Source organism: Kineococcus aridisoli (assembly GCF_050871885.1).
GTDB lineage: Bacteria > Actinomycetota > Actinomycetes > Actinomycetales > Kineococcaceae > Kineococcus.
Map to the genome: position 1 here is coordinate 18,748 of NZ_JBJLSF010000026.1, position 15,348 is coordinate 34,095.

At 76.1% G+C, this 15,348-nt stretch carries 10 protein-coding genes; all 10 read right to left on the reverse strand.

Annotated elements, in window-relative coordinates:
- Nucleotides 1-2 precede the first annotated feature (2 nt).
- The gene (locus ACRYM2_RS09460) at nt 3-833 is read right to left on the reverse strand and encodes an alpha/beta fold hydrolase (RefSeq protein WP_432521725.1); all 831 of its coding nucleotides are present in this window, start codon (nt 831-833) and stop codon (nt 3-5) included.
- A gap of 68 nt (nt 834-901) precedes the next feature.
- Entirely contained in the window at nt 902-2,446 is a 1,545-nt protein-coding gene (locus tag ACRYM2_RS09465; RefSeq protein ID WP_432521727.1) for an alpha/beta hydrolase, read from the reverse strand.
- A gap of 41 nt (nt 2,447-2,487) precedes the next feature.
- Nucleotides 2,488-3,660: a DNA polymerase III subunit delta' gene (locus tag ACRYM2_RS09470; protein WP_432521729.1), complete on the reverse strand. Its 1,173-nt coding sequence runs from the start codon at nt 3,658-3,660 to the stop codon at nt 2,488-2,490.
- A complete protein-coding gene (gene tmk / locus ACRYM2_RS09475) occupies nt 3,657-5,861 on the reverse strand; it encodes a dTMP kinase (protein WP_432521731.1) in 2,205 nt (734 codons plus the stop codon). The genes ACRYM2_RS09470 and tmk overlap by 4 nt, the downstream gene beginning before the upstream one ends.
- Entirely contained in the window at nt 5,858-7,030 is a 1,173-nt protein-coding gene (locus ACRYM2_RS09480; RefSeq protein ID WP_432521733.1) for an acyltransferase family protein, read from the reverse strand. Before ACRYM2_RS09480 ends, tmk begins: the two co-directional genes overlap by 4 nt.
- Nucleotides 7,031-7,193: 163 nt before the next feature.
- On the reverse strand, nt 7,194-10,079 hold the full coding sequence (gene topA, locus ACRYM2_RS09485; RefSeq protein ID WP_432521734.1) for a type I DNA topoisomerase: 2,886 nt from the start codon (nt 10,077-10,079) through the stop codon (nt 7,194-7,196).
- A 153-nt stretch (nt 10,080-10,232) separates the two neighbouring features.
- Nucleotides 10,233-11,756 (reverse strand): DUF7059 domain-containing protein, encoded by a 1,524-nt coding sequence (locus tag ACRYM2_RS09490; protein ID WP_432521736.1) that lies wholly within the window; start codon nt 11,754-11,756, stop codon nt 10,233-10,235.
- Nucleotides 11,757-11,831: 75 nt separating this feature from the next.
- Complete coding sequence (locus tag ACRYM2_RS09495) at nt 11,832-14,219, reverse strand: sodium-translocating pyrophosphatase (protein WP_432521738.1); 2,388 nt, start codon at nt 14,217-14,219, stop codon at nt 11,832-11,834.
- A 128-nt stretch (nt 14,220-14,347) separates the two neighbouring features.
- Entirely contained in the window at nt 14,348-14,779 is a 432-nt protein-coding gene (locus ACRYM2_RS09500; RefSeq protein WP_432521740.1) for an ATP-binding protein, read from the reverse strand.
- 27 nt (nt 14,780-14,806) lie between these two features.
- A complete protein-coding gene (locus ACRYM2_RS09505; RefSeq protein ID WP_166615633.1) occupies nt 14,807-15,175 on the reverse strand; it encodes an anti-sigma factor antagonist in 369 nt (122 codons plus the stop codon).
- Nucleotides 15,176-15,348 lie beyond the last annotated feature (173 nt).

The following is a 15,348-nucleotide window of genomic DNA, read 5'->3' on the forward strand; positions in this document are numbered from 1 at the left end:
CCCTACCCCTGGGCGCCCGCCCGCGCGTCGGCGACGAGGCGGGCGACGAGGTCGGGCGCCTCCAGGTACGGCAGGTGGGCGGTCCCGGGCAGCGCGGCACGCCGCGCTCCCGGGATCCGCTCCAGCAGCTCCTCGGTGCGCCGCAGCAGGTACGGGGCGTCGAGGTCACCGGTGGCGATCGTCACCGGCACCGCCAGCTCGCCCAGGCGCGACCACGCGTCGAGCCCGCCGTCGCCGCTGTCGGCGCCGCCACCGCGCACGGCCGCGCGGGCCATGTCGCGGGCCAGCTCGCGCGCGGCACCGACCACGCGCCCCGGGCGGGCGGGGCCGTCGAGCCACAGCTGCAGGCTCAGCTCGACCGCGCCCTCCACGTCGCCGCGCGCGAGGGCCTCGTCGGCGGCCGCGTCCAGGGCCAGGGTGCGCTCGTCGAGGTCGCCCGCGGCGGGTGCCGGTGCCCCGCTCACCGCGGGCGCCAGCAGCAGCAGCGCGGCCACCCGCTCCGGCAGCTCCAGGGCGGCGTCCAGGGCCAGGCCGCCGCCCATCGAGCTGCCGACGAGGACGACCGGCTCGGCGTCCGTCGCGCCGACGTGGTCCAGGACCGCGCGCAGGTCCTGCAGGTGGGTGGGGTCGCCCTCGCCGGCGGGGGTGGACTCCCCGAAGCCGCGGCGGTCGTGGGCCAGCGTCGCGGTGCCCGGCAGGCGGTCCACGACCTCGCGCCAGCTGCGGCGGTCGCAGACGCCGGCGTGCAGCAGGACCACGAGCGGCCCGCGGCCGGGGCGGTGGTCGGCGACGAGCTGCGCCCCGCCGACGTCGATCCTCAGGAGTTCGTCCACGCGGTCATCGTGGTCCGCCCGCACCCGCTGCGCACCGGGTTTCCCGCCGCACCGGGGGTGCGGGGACGTCAGGTGCAGGTGGTGCCCTCCTCGGGCGGGGTGCCGGCCACGAGGTAGGCGTCGACGGCGGCGTCGATGCACCGCGAGCCCATCGCGTAGGCGGTGTGCCCGTCGCCGTCGTAGGTGAGCAGCCGGCCCGAGCTCAGCTCCTCGGCCAGGCCCTGCGCCCACCGGTACGGCGTCGCCGGGTCGCGGGTGGTGCCGACGACGAGGATCGGCCCGGCGCCCTCGGCGCTCACCGGGGCGACCGTGCCGACCGGCGGGATCGGCCACTGCGTGCACGCCAGCGCGCCCCACGCCAGGAACGGCCCGAACGTCGGGGAGTCCGCGGCGAACTCCTGCACCGAGCGCTGCACGTCCGCCAGCGGCTCGGCGTCGTCGCGGTCCAGGCAGTTCACCGCGTAGATCGCCGTCGTGGAGTTGTCGGCGTAGCGGCCGTCGGCGCCGCGGTGGGCGTAGGCGTCCGCGAACGCCAGCATCGCCGAGCCGTCCCCGGCGAGCGCGGCGCCCAGCGCGGCCGACAGCTGCGGCCACAGCTGCCGCGCGTACAGCGGGTAGGCCAGCGCCAGGTAGCCCAGGCCCTGCACGAGCGGGCGGTCGGTGCCGGTGGGCAGCGGCCGGGCGTCCAGGCCGTCCAGGAACGAGCGCACCTGCGCGACCCCGTCGTCGACGCTCCCGCTGAGGGGGCAGTCGTCCCCGGCCAGGCAGTCCTGCACGTAGGAGCGCAGCGCCAGCTCGAAGCCGGCGGCCTGCCCGGCGTTGACCTCCTCGCTGCTCAGGGCAGGGTCGATGACCCCGTCGAGCACGAAGCGCCCCACGCGCTGCGGGAAGGCGTCGGCGTACAGGGCCCCCAGGTAGGTGCCGTAGGACTTGCCGAGGTAGTTCAGCCTGTCGTCGCCGAGGACCGCGCGCAGGACGTCCATGTCCCGGGTGACCGAGCGGCTGTCGACGTGGGCGGCCAGCTCGCCGGAGGCCGCGCACCCGGCGCCGAGGGCGCCGGCCTGCTGCTGCAGCGCCTGCACCTCGCCGCCGTCGTCGGGGGTGGGGTCGGTGGCCAGGAACGCGTCGACCTGCTCGTCGGACAGGCACCGCAGCGGGTCCGAGTCGCCCACCCCGCGCGGGTCGAAGCCGACGACGTCGAAGTGGTCGCGCAGCGCCTGCGAGGTGACGCCGGTCGCGGCCCGCGCGTACTCCACGCCGGAGGCGCCGGGACCGCCGGGGTTGAGCACCAGGGAGCCGAGCCGGTCCTCGCCGGTGGCCGCGGTGCGCAGGCGCACCACCGCCAGCGAGGCCGTCGCCCCGCCGGGCTCGGCGTAGTCGACGGGCACCGTCAGGCGGGCGCACTCGAAGCCGCCGGAGCAGTCGGCCCACTGCAGCCGCTGGTCGTAGTAGCGGGCCAGGTCCGCGTCCTGCGCGGGCTCGCCCGCGACGGCGGTGGCGCTGCCCACCGGTTCCGGCTCGGGCTCGCCGCCGAGGGCGGAGCAGCCGGAGGCCAGCAGCGCGGCGGCGCCGAACCCGGCGACGGCGGTCAGGAGGGCGGGACGGCGGCGCATGGTGACGCCAGGCTACGCGGGAGCACCGCGCGGGGGGCGGTTCAGCGCGCCGGGGGCCGCCGGGGCGAGCGCAGCTGCAGGGCGAGGGCCTCCACGGCCAGCAGCGGGGCCACGTTCTGCGCCAGGCGCTCGCGGGCCAGCTGGACGGCGTCGGCGCGGCGCAGGACGTCCTCGGGGGTGGACTGCTCGGCCATCGCCCGCACGTCGGCGGTCATGTCGGAGTTCACCAGGTCCACCGGTGCCCCCAGCTGCACGACGAGGACGTCGCGCAGCAGCCCGAGCAGGTCCACGAGCGCGCGGTCCAGGACGTCGGTCTGGTGGCGGCGGGCCCGGCGCTTCTGGTCCTCCTCCAGCTGGCGCACCTGCGCGCGCACCGCGGGCGGCACGCTCGCGCTGCCGTCGGCGCCCAGCGCCCGCAGCAGCGCGGCCCTCTCGGCGGCGTCGCGCTCGCTGGTGGAGGCCCCGGCCTCCTCGGCGGCCACCTCGACCAGCTCGCCGGCCGCGACGACCGCGTCGCCGACCCCGCGCAGCCGCTGCGGCAGCCGCAGCACCTCGCGGCGGCGGATGCGCGCACCCTCGTCGCGGGCCAGCCGGCGGGCGAGGCCGACGTGGCTCTGCGCCGCGCGCGCGGCGAAGGCCGCCATCACCGGGTCGACACCGTCGCGGCGCACCAGCAGCTCGGCCACGGCGTCGGCGGGCGGCACCCGCAGCGGCACGTGCCGCGAGCGCGAGCGCAGGGTCGGCAGGACGTCGTCGACGCCAGGCGCGCACAGCACCCACACCGTCTGCGGCGGCGGCTCCTCGACGGTCTTCAGCAGCACGTTGCCCGAGGTGGGGTTCAGCCGGTCGGCGTCCTCGACGACGATGACCCGCCAGCGCGCCACCGAGGGGCGCCGCTGCGCGGTGGCGATGAGCGGCTCGACGTCCTCGCGGCGGATCTGCATGTGCTCGGTGCTGAAGACGGTGACGTCGCCGTGCGAGCCGGCCAGCCCCGTGCGGCAGCCCGGGCAGCGCCCGCAGCCGACCTCGGCGGCGTCCTCGCAGACCAGCGCGGCGGCGAAGGCGCGGGCGGCGTTGGAGCGCCCCGAGCCGGGCGGCCCGGTGAGCAGCCAGGCGTGGGTCATGCCGCCCGTGCCGCGGCGGGCGGCCAGCGCGGCCCGCGAGAGCACGGCGACGGCCGGCTCCTGGCCCACGACGTCGTCCCACACGCTCACCGGGCACCGGCCCGGGTCTGCGCCGCGGCGCCGGGAGCGGCGTCCGGGGCCGCGGTGGACCCGGCGGTGGACCCGGCGGTGGACCCGGTGGTGGGCCCGGCGGGCGTGCCCGCGGGAGCGGGCAGCAGCGGCCCGAGGTGCTCGCGCAGGCGGCGCTGCACCGACTCCGCGGTGCCGGTGGCGTCGACGACGAGGTAGCGGGCGGGCTCGCGGAGCGCCAGCAGCAGGAACTGCTCGCGCACGCGGGCGTGGAAGGCCTGCGACTCCGCCTCCAGGCGGTCCTCCCCCGCCCGGGAGGCGTCCCGGCCGCGGCGCTGCGCGGCGGTGGCGGGGTCGACGTCGAGCACGACGGTCAGGTCGGGCAGCAGCCCCTGCGTGGCCCAGGTGGACAGCTGCTCGACCTCGGCGGCCGGCAGCGCCCGCCCGGCGCCCTGGTAGGCCAGCGAGGAGTCCACGTAGCGGTCGGTGAGCACGACGGCGCCGCGGCGCAGACCGGGCCGCACGACCTCGGCGACGTGCTGGGCGCGGTCGGCGGCGAACAGCAGCGCCTCGGCGCGCGCGTCCAGCGGCGGGCGCTGCGCGGCGGCGTCCGCACCGGCCAGCAGCACCTCGCGCAGCGCGCGCCCGGTGGCCGTGCCGCCCGGTTCGCGGGTGACGACGACCTCGTGGCCGAGGCCGGTCAGCCAGTCGGTGAGCAGCGCGGCCTGGGTGGTCTTGCCCGAGCCGTCGCCGCCCTCGAAGGCGAGGAAGAACCCGCCGGCCTCGCGCACGGGGCGCTGCGCGGAGCCGGTGGCCGGCTGCGCCCGCCCGTCACCGTCGCCGTCGTCCCCGCCGCCGCGCAGGGCCCGCAGGAGGTCGGCGCGCAGGCTGGTGCCGCGCCGGTCGTCCATGTGCCGGTAGGCGAGCACGCCGGCGACGGCGGTGACCACCCCGGCCAGCGCCATCGCCAGCGCGGCGCCGGAGTAGGTGACCGACCAGTGCGGGCTGGGCGCGAGGGTGTGCTCGCCGAGCAGCTGCGCCACCCACGGCGCCACGAGCATCACGGCGATGATGACGACGCGGGTGCTGGAGCCGACGAAGGAGAACGTGCGCCCGCGCACGTCGTCGTCGACCTCCAGGCCGAGCAGCGTGTAGGCCGACACGTAGGCCAGGCCGGTGAACAGCCCCAGGGCCACGACGAACAGCGCGGCGACGACGATGTTCGCCACGAGCGCGACGAGCACGAGCGCCACCCCGGCCGCGGTCAGCGCCAGGCCGAACACGCGCCGCCGGCTGAGCCCGGCCAGCCGGCGCGGGCCCTGCCACACCCCCAGCGCGACACCGGCGAAGACGGCCATGACGACGACGCCGTAGCCGGGGTCGCCGGCGCCCAGGCCGGTGACGAAGGCGCGGCCCAGGCCCAGCACGACCCCGCCGGCGCCGAAGGCGACGAGCATCCCGAAGACCAGCCCGCGCAGCAGCGGGGAGGCGCCCACGAACCGCCAGCCCTCGACGATGTCGCGCCCGAGCGTGGGCGCCAGGCCGCCGGTGCGCACCCGCGGGGTGCGCGGGGGGATGTCCAGGCGCCAGATGACGGCGGCCGCGACGAGGAAGGTGAAGGCGTTGACGTACATCGCCAGGTCGGACTGGCTGCCGCTCAGGAAGGGCAGCACGTTGTCCAGGACGCCGGTGAGCAGGGTCAGCGCGATGAACGCCAGGCCCGCGACGGGTGCGGAGCCGTAGGTGGCCACCAGGCTGACCTGGTTGGCCACCTCCAGCTGGTGGGCGGGCACGAGGTTGGGCACCGTCGCGTCCTTGGCCGGCCCCCAGAACAGCGTCACCAGCTCGATGAGCAGCGTGGCGACGTACAGCCAGGTCAGGCTGCCGGCGATCGGGATGGACAGGAACAGCCCGAAGCGCAGCAGGTCGCCGACGACCATCGTGGCCCGGCGGTCCAGGCGGTCGGCCAGCGCACCGGCCAGGGGCCCGAGCAGCGCCGCCGGGGCCAGCTGCAGGACGAAGACCGTCGAGACGGCGACGCTGGTCTGGGTGGCGCTGCCGCCGGCCAGCTGGGTCAGGCCGGCGGCCGTCCCCAGCTTGGCGAGCATGCCCAGCCAGTCGCCGAAGCTGGAGAGCATCAGCGACAGCCACATCCGGCGGAAGTCGCGGTTGCCGGCCAGCAGCGCCCGGACGTCGTGGTCGGGAGCTGCGGCAGGTCTCACGCCGTCAGGGTAGATGCCTGCCCGGACAGCTCCGGTGCCGGCGACGCGGGCGCGGGCACCTCCGCGGGCACGCCCCGGCGGCCCCGCTCCAGCGAGCGGGTCAGGCGCAGCAGCGGCTGCTCCGCGAACCGGTGCGTCAGCGAGGCGGCGAGCACGCAGCCGGCGGCGACGGCCGCGACGACCAGCAGCTGGACGGCGACGCCGGCGCCCCCGCCGACCGGCGGCAGCAGCCGCGCCAGGACGATCGCCGCGAGCGTGATCGCGGGCACGTGCACCAGGTACAGCGAGTAGGAGGAGTCGCCGAGGCGGGCCAGGGCGGCCGGTACCCGCAGCCGTCCGTCGCGCTCCAGCAGCGCCAGGCCGGCGACGGCGAGCGCCGCGCCCGTCCCGACGACGAGCGCGCCGACGAGCGGGTCGCGCAGCAGCGGCCCCTGCGCGCCGAGGTCGGCCCAGGCGAGGACGAGGACCACCGCCCCCGCACCCAGCAGCGCCGCCCCGCCGCGGCGGGCGTGCAGCACCAGGCAGCCGGCGCCGATGCCCAGCAGGAACTCCAGGTTCATCGGGTTGAACCCGACGACCAGCCACGGCGAGGACGGGTGCGGCACCAGCAGGTGGCCGACGAGCACGACGGCCGCCCAGGCGCCCAGCACGCTCCAGGCCGCCCACCGGGCGCGCACGGCCAGGGCGAGGGCGAAGACGAGGTAGAAGCCCACCTCGTGCACGAGCGTCCAGCCCACCAGCAGCAGCGGCTCCCCGGCCTGCGGCAGCAGCAGGAAGGAGGCGGGCAGGCTGGTGGGCTCGCCGTTGCCGTGGACCAGCTGCGGCGCGGCCAGGACGACGGCCAGCAGCGCCAGCGAGACCAGCCAGTACAGCGGGTAGATGCGGCTGGCGCGCCGCCACGCGAAGCGGCCCAGCGACTGGCGGGGGGCCGCGCCGGTGAGCGCACCACCGGCCGTGACGACCATGACGAAGCCGCTGACGACGAAGAACAGGTCGACGCCGGTCATCGCCGGGTGCCACAGCGGGTCGAGCAGCGAGCGCCCGAACACCTTGTGCTCGAAGGCGGTGGGGCCGGCGAGGTGGACGACGACGACCATCGCGGCGGCGAGCGCGCGGACGGCCTGCAGGGTGGCGAGACGCCCTGGTGCGGGCGGGCGGGGTGTGGGCACGAGCGGGAACCCTGCCCGACCCCGCGCGGGCCCGGAGGGGATTTTCGCCCCGCTCACGGGGACGGCCGACCACCCCCGACGGTCCGTGCCGACGCCGTCACCGTGCGCCCCGCCCGTTCCGCGGTGGCCGGGTGCGCGCACGCGCCGGCCACCGCGGGCGGGGTCAGGACTCCGCGGCCGCCGTGCTCTTGGCCGCGGTCTTCTTGGCGGCGGCCTTCTTCGCCGGCGCCGCGGTCTTCTTCGCCGTGGTCTTCTTGGCGGCGGCCTTCTTGGCGGTCTTCTTCACCGGTCCCTTGGCGCGCTTCTCCGCCAGCAGCTCGGCGCCGCGCTCGGCGGTGATGGTCTCCGGGTCGTCGTCCTTGCGCAGGGTCGCGTTGGTCGTCCCGTCGGTGACGTACGGGCCGAACCGGCCGTCCTTGACGACCATCGGCTGACCGGACTCGGGGTCGGGACCGAGCTCCTTCAGCGGCGGCTTGGCGACCTGCCCGCGGCGCGTCTTCGGCTGCGCGTAGATCGCCAGCGCCTCGGGCAGCGTGATGGAGAAGATCTGGTCCTCGTCCGCGAGCGAGCGCGAGTCCGTGCCCTTCTTCAGGTACGGGCCGTAGCGGCCGTTCTGCGCGGTGATCTCGTCGCCGGTCTCGGGGTCGGTGCCGACCACGCGCGGCAGCGACAGCAGCTGCAGCGCCTGCTCCAGCGTCACCGTGTCCACGGACATGTCCTTGAACAGCGAGCCCGTGCGCGGCTTGGCCTTCGCGGCCTTCTTCGCGGTGCGCTTCTTCGGCGCCCCCTCCGCCTGCTGGGCGCGCTCGGCCACGGCCGTGGCGGGGGCGTCGTCCTCGATCAGCTCGGTGACGTAGGGCCCGTAGCGGCCCACGCGCGCCACGATCGTGCGGCCCGTCGCGGGGTCGGTGCCCAGGACGTTGTCGCCGTCGGACTGGGAGGTCAGCAGCTCGCGCGCCTTCTCCACGGTCATCTCGTCGGGGGCGACGTCGTCGGGGACCGAGGCCTTGAGCAGCTCGCCGGTCTCGGCGTCCGGGCCCTCCAGGTAGGGGCCGTAGCGGCCGACGCGCAGGACGATGCCCTCGCCGATCGGCACGGTGGAGATCTCGCGGGCGTCGATGGAGCCGAGGTCGTCGGCCAGGCCCTTGATGCCCTCCATGTTCGCCGGCGAGCCGTCGGAGCCGTCCGGGCCGCCGGAGCCGTCCGGCGGGCCCGCGGGACCGGCGGACCCGTTGGCCGGGCCGTCGGCGCCGAAGTAGAACCTCGTCAGCCAGTCGACGCGCTCGGCCTCGCCGCGCGAGATCGCGTCGAGGTCGTTCTCCATCCCGGCGGTGAAGTCGTAGTCGACGAGCTTGGGGAAGTGCTCCTCCAGCAGCCGGGTCACCGCGAACGCCAGCCACGTGGGCACCAGCGCGGAACCCTTGTAGCGCACGTACCCGCGGTCGACGATCGTGGAGATGATCGAGGCGAACGTGGACGGCCGCCCGATCCCCTTCTCCTCCAGCGTCTTCACCAGGCTCGCCTCGGTGTAGCGGGCGGGCGGGGTGGTCTCGTGGGCGTCGGTGGCCAGGGCGGTGGCGGTGAGCGCGTCACCCGCGACGACCTGCGGCAGCCGGCGGTCGGTGTCGTCACCGGCGTCCTGCTCGTCGCGGGTGGCGTCGCGGCCCTCCTCGTAGGCGGCCAGGAACCCGCGGAAGGTGATGATCGTGCCGGAGGCGGAGAACTCGGTGTCGCGCCCGTCGGCCGTCCGCGCGCCGACGCGGACCGTCGCGGTCGTCCCGCGGGCGTCCTGCATCTGCGAGGCGACCGTGCGCTTCCAGATGAGGTCGTAGAGGCGGAACTCGTCGCCGCGCAGCTCGCCGGAGACCTGGGCGGGGGTGCGGAAGGTCTCCCCCGCGGGCCGGATGGCCTCGTGGCCCTCCTGGGCGTTCTTCGACTTCGAGGCGTACACCCGCGGGGAGTCCGGCACGTACTCCGGCCCGTACAGCTCGCGGGCCTGCGCCCGCGCCGCCGACAGCGCCTGCGCGGACAGCTGGATGGAGTCGGTGCGCATGTAGGTGATGTAGCCGCGCTCGTACAGGCTCTGCGCGGTGCGCATCGCCTGGCGGGCGTTCAGCCGCAGCTTGCGGGAGGCCTCCTGCTGCAGCGTGGAGGTGATGAACGGCGCCGCGGGGCGGCGGGTGTACGGCTTCTCCTCCACCGCGCGCACCGCGAAGGAGGCGCCGGCCAGGCCGTCGACGAGCGCCTGCGCGGCGGCCACGTCCAGGTGGGCCACGTCGCGGGCCTTCAGCCGCCCGGTGTCGTCGAAGTCGCGGCCGGTGGCCACGCGCTTGCCGTCCACGCTGGTGAGGCGGGCGCCGAAGGCGGAGTCCCCCTCGGGGGCGAAGGTGGCGGTGACGTCGGCGTAGCCGGCGGCGCGGAAGGCCATCCGCTCGCGCTCGCGCTCGACGCACAGCCGGGTCGCCACCGACTGCACGCGCCCCGCGGACAGCCCGGCGCGCACCTTGCGCCACAGCACCGGCGACAGCTCGTAGCCGTAGAGGCGGTCCAGGATGCGGCGGGTCTCCTGCGCGTCGACGAGGCGGTCGTCGATGTCGCGCAGCTCGCGCGCGGCCTGCTGGATGGCCTCGCGGGTGATCTCGCCGAAGACCATGCGGCGGTAGGGCACGCGCGGCTCCAGCGCCTGCACCAGGTGCCAGGCGATGGCCTCGCCCTCGCGGTCGCGGTCGGTGGCGAGGATGAGCTCGTCCGCCTCGCGCAGCGCCCGCTTGAGGTCGTTGACCTTCTTCTTCTTGTCGTCGTCGACGACGTAGTAGGGCTCGAAGCCGTGCTCGACGTCGACGGCGAACTTGCCGTACGGGCCCTTCTTGACGTCCTCGGGCAGCTGCGAGGGCTGCGGCAGGTCGCGGATGTGGCCGTAGCTGGCCTCGACCTGGTAGCCCGGGCCGAGGTAGGTGGAGATCTTGTCGATCTTGCTGGGCGACTCGACGATCACCAGCCGGCGCAGTCCGTCACCGGACGTCGGGGATGCCTGGGACTTGCCCGCCACTGGTCCTGCCTCTCACCTTCGATCGCTGCCACCGCCGGGCGACTCGTCCGGCCCTCGCCGTCACGCCCTGCTGATGCACTCTCGCACGCCGCGGAGCCGCGCCGTGCGCCTTCAATGTCGCACGGTCCCCTCGCCGCCGTGCAACCCGCCGCGTCAGGGCAGCAGGAGCAGGCCGTCGGCGACGAGGTCGCGCACCCGGGGGAACAGGCGGGCGCGCACCGCGCCGACCTCCTCCTCGCCGAGCACCGCCAGACCCGCGCTGACCTGCGCCAGCGTCAGCTCCCCGTCGCACGCGCCGACCAGCCCCGCGAGGTCCCCGTCCACCTGCGCGACGTGGCGCAGGCCGCCGCCCTGGCGCAGCAGCACGATGCGCGGGTCCGGCTCCCCCGGGGTGTGGTACCGCTCGTCGGTGACGTCGGCGGCCACCCGCAGCGCCAGCTCGCCCAGCGCGTCGTCGTCGAGGACGGCAAGCCGGTCGTGCGCGGCCAGGCCGGCGGCGAAGACCTCCCCCAGCGGGTCCGTCAGGGGCGCCAGGTTCTCCTCGAAGCGGCGCAGCGGGGTCCCCGGCCGCTCGGGGCGGCGCAGCGTGACGACGCCGAAGCCGACGCCCGTGACACCGCGGGCGGCGAAGTCGTCCAGCCACGCCGCGTACAGCTCGTCGAAGCGCGGGCCGGGCTTCTGGCCGCCGTCGCGGATCCACGTCTCGGCGTACAGCGCCGGGTCGGCCACCTCGCGCTGGACGACCCAGGCGTCCAGGCCGGTGCCCTCCAGCCAGTGCTCCAGCCGCTGCGACCAGCTCTCGCCCTCGTGCAGCTCCCAGTTGCCCAGCAGCTGCGCGACGCCGCCGGGGGCCAGCACGTCGCCGACCCCGCCGACCAGGCGGGCCACCAGCGAGTCGCCGGGCATCCCGCCGTCGCGGTACTCGTAGGTCGGCACCGCGCCGGTGCGCGGGGTGATGACGAACGGCGGGTTGGAGACCACCAGCCCGAAGCGCTCGCCGTCCTCCACGGGCTCCAGCAGCGAGCCCTGCCGCAGGTCCAGGGCGACCTCGTTGAGCGCGGCGTTGACGGCCGCGAGGTCCAGGGCGCGCTCGGAGGTGTCGGTCGCGGTGACCCGGCGCGCGTGCCGGCTGGCGTGCAGGGCCTGGATCCCGCAGCCGGTGCCGATGTCCAGCACCCGCTCCACGGGCGTGCGGACCGTCGCCGAGGCCAGCGTCAGCGACGCCCCGCCGACGCCGAGGACGTGGTCGGCGGACAGCGCCTGCCCGGTGGCCAGCTCTCCGAGGTCGCTGACCAGCCACCACTCGGCCGCACCGGCCGCGTCGTCGACGGTGTACGGGCGCAGGTCCACCAGCGGGCGCACCTCGTCGTCGGGCCCCTCGCCGGCGGCGGCGACCAGGCCGAGGGCCTGCGCGCCCGCGGTGCCGGTGCGCGGCAGCGCGGCGTCCAGCTCCGCGCGCCGCACCGCCCGGCCCAGCGTGGCGCAGCGCAGCAGCACCGCGGCCGGCTCGCGCGAGCCCTCGGTGGCGCGCAGCGCCGGCAGCGGCTGCTCGCGCTCCAGCGCCGCCGAGGCGACGTCGCCGACGAGCTCGCCGACACCGTCGACGGTGTAGTTCGCGGCGCGCAGGTCCTCGCGCAGGCCGGCGAGGAGGGCACGGGGGTCGGGACCGGGGCTCACGCGGGAGGAGTCTGCCCGACGGCGCGCACCGGCGGCTCAACCGCCCGGGTCGGCCGCCCGGGTCGGGCGCCCGGGTCAGCCGTTCGGGCGGGCGTCCTGCACCGCGCCGCGCACGTCCAGCCCGTCGCTCCCGTCCAGCGCGCCGGCCGCGGCGCCACCCGCCGCGCCACCGGCGGGGGCGGACATGTCGACGCGGCGGTTCCGGCTGGTGACGACGGCGACGACGATGATGAGCGTCGCGACGGCGGCGATGCCGTAGCGGGCCCAGGCGTTGGCGTCGGCGCCGATGGACAGGGTCACCACGGCGGGCGCCACCAGCAGCGCCACGAGGTTCATCACCTTGATGAGCGGGTTGACGGCCGGTCCGGCGGTGTCCTTGAACGGGTCGCCGACGGTGTCGCCGATGACGGTCGCCGCGTGCGCCTCCGAGCCCTTGCCGCCGTGCCGGCCGTCCTCGACGATCTTCTTCGCGTTGTCCCAGGCGCCACCGGCGTTGGACAGGAAGACCGCCATGAGCACCCCCGCGGCGATCGCCCCGCCGAGGAAGCCCGCCAGCGGCGCGACGCCGAGGCCGAAGCCCACCGCGATGGGCGCGAAGGCGGCGAGCAGGCCCGGGGTGGCCAGCTCGCGCAGCGCGTCCCGGGTGCACAGGTCGACGACGCGGCCGTGGTCGGGGCGCTCGGTGCCGTCCATGATCCCGGGGTGCTCGGCGAACTGCCGGCGCACCTCCAGCACGACGGCCCCGGCCGAGCGGCCCACCGCGTTGACGGCAAGCCCGGAGAAGAGGAACACCACGGCCGCCCCGAGCAGCACCCCCACCAGCGTGGTCGGCGTGGAGACGGAGAAGTCGCCGATCGTGCGCTGCAGGTACTGCGAGGGCGCCTCGATGCCGACGGCCGCCTCGTTGATGCGGTTCACGACGGCGTCCTGGTAGGAGCCGAACAGCGCGGTCGCCGCCAGCACGGCCGTGGCGATCGCGATGCCCTTGGTGACGGCCTTGGTGGTGTTGCCCACCGCGTCCAGCTCGGTGAGGACCGCGGCGCCCTCCTCGTCGACGTCGCCGCTCATCTCGGCGATGCCCTGGGCGTTGTCGCTGACGGGCCCGAAGGTGTCCATCGCGACGATGACGCCGACCGTCGTCAGCAGCCCGCAGCCGGCCAGCGCGACGAGGAACATCGCCAGCGCGAGCACGCCGCCGGCGAGCAGGAAGGCCAGGAACACCGCCCCGGCGATGACGAGGGTCGTGTAGACGGCCGACTCCAGGCCCAGCCCGACGCCGGCCAGGACGACGGTGGCCGCACCGGTGGTCGAGGCGTCGGCGACGTCGTTGGTGGGCCGGCCGTCGGTGCCGGTGAAGCGGCCGGTGATCCACAGGATGAGGACGGCCAGCAGGATGCCGAGGAACACCGCGCCCAGCGCCACCGCGCGCGGGTCGCCCGCCAGGCCGGCGACGGTCTCGTCCGCGCCGGTCAGCTCGGCGAACGAGCCGGGCAGGAAGGCGAAGCAGGCGGCGGCCGTGCCGGCCAGGGCGATCGCGGCCGAGGCGTAGAAGGCGTTCTGGATGGAGGTCAGCCCGCTGACGCCGGGCCGGGCGCGCACCAGCAGCACGCCGAGGGCGGCGGTGATCGCGCCGATGGCCGGGACGAGCAGCGGCAGGACGAGGCCGTCCTCGCCGATGGCGGTGCTGCCGAGGATGACGGCCGCCACGATCGTCACCGCGTAGGACTCGAAGAGGTCGGCGGCCATCCCGGCGCAGTCGCCGACGTTGTCGCCGACGTTGTCGGCGATGGTCGCCGGGTTGCGCGGGTCGTCCTCGGGGATGCCCTGCTCGATCTTGCCGACGAGGTCGGCGCCGACGTCGGCGGCCTTGGTGAAGATGCCGCCGCCGACGCGCATGAACATCGCCAGCAGCGCGGCGCCGAAGCCGAAGCCCTCCAGGACGGTGGGCGCGTCGCGGCCGAAGACCAGCACCGCCACCGAGGCGCCGAGCAGGCCCAGGCCCACCGTGGTCATGCCGACGACGCCGCCGGTGCGGAAGGCCAGCCGCATGCCGCGCTCGCGCCCACCGGCCCCGGTGCGCGCGGCCGCCGCGACCCGCACGTTGGCCCGCACCGCCAGCGACATGCCCAGGTAGCCGATGGCCGCGGAGAAGCCCGCGCCCAGCACGAAGGCGCCGCTGCGCGCCGCCCGCAGGTCCCAGCCGTCGGCGGGCAGCGCCAGCAGCAGCAGCAGGACCGCGACGGCGAACCAGGCGAGGGTGCGGAACTGCCGGCGCAGGTAGGCGGCGGCACCGCTCTGCACGGCCCCGGCGATCTCGCGCATCCGCTCGGTGCCCTCGTCGGCGACGAGCACCTGCCGCCGGAAGACCCAGGCGGCCAGCAGGGCCAGCAGGGCGACGACGGCCACGGCGAGGACGATGCCCTGCGCTGAGCTGGAAAGGTTCTCCGACGCGGTCGGGGACATCCGTCCTCCTCGACGAGTGACGACCTTGCCACCGAGAGTAGGGCAGTGCCCCGGGGACGGCTACGCCCGCCGCGCCGCGCTCCTGCGGGGCCCGTCCCGGTGCTGCGCGCCGGGGAGCCCCCGGAGGATCAGGAGCCGCCGGCCTGCCGCGACCAGCTGAGGACCATGCCGCCCGCGGCGGCGGTCTGGGTGCTGGAGTCGGCCGTCCCCGCCATGAGCGCCATCGACAGCGGGTCGGTGGCGGCCAGGGAGCCGGCGGGCTCCTCCAGCGGGTCGCCGTGCTCGTCGCACTGCACGACCGTCACGTCCAGGCGGTCGTCGTCGTCGCACAGGCGCATGTCGACCAGCCCGACCTCCGCGGGGGCCGGCGACAGGCCGAGGCCCCCGCTCGCGGTGGGAGCGGGGGCGACGGCGCGGGCGCAGGCCTCGCCGATCGCGATCCGGATCTCGTCGAGCTGGTCCTCGCCGAACCCGGCGCGCCGGGCCACGGAGACCGCCACGAGCCGGGCGGTGCGGACGTGCTCGGCGAGCGGTGAGAACCGCAGGGCGACGGTGGGCACGGTCTCGGCTCCGGATCGCAGGCGACCTCAGGAGGTCGCGTTGGCCTCGTCGGCCGCGGTCGACGCGGCGATCGCGTCGGCGACGGTGTCGTGGATCGGGAAGACCTTGGTCAGCCCGGTGATGCGGAACACCTTCAGGATCTTCTCGCGCTGGCACACCAGGTGCAGGGACCCGTCGTGCGAGCGCACCCGCTTCAGGCCCCCGACGAGGACGCCGAGCCCGGTGGAGTCGAGGAACTCGACACCCTCCATGTCCACCACCAGGTGGTGGTGACCGGCACCCACGAGTTCGTTGAGGCGCTCGCGCAGGGTCGGTGCGGTGTACACGTCGATCTCGCCGGACACCTCGACGACGGTCCGGCCGCTCTCCTCGCGGCTGGTCACCGACAGGTCCACAGGACCCCTCCTCGCTGCTGGTCTGCTGCTCGCTGGTCGCGTGCAGGCGTTCGTGCGGTGCTCTTGCGGTGCTGCTGCGGAGCCGCTGGGAGCGGCTCCCCTGGCATTCAACCATCGCGGTGCGTGAGCGGCCTGTCCAACGAGGGCGCGTCCGGGGGCCGGGGGCCGCCTGG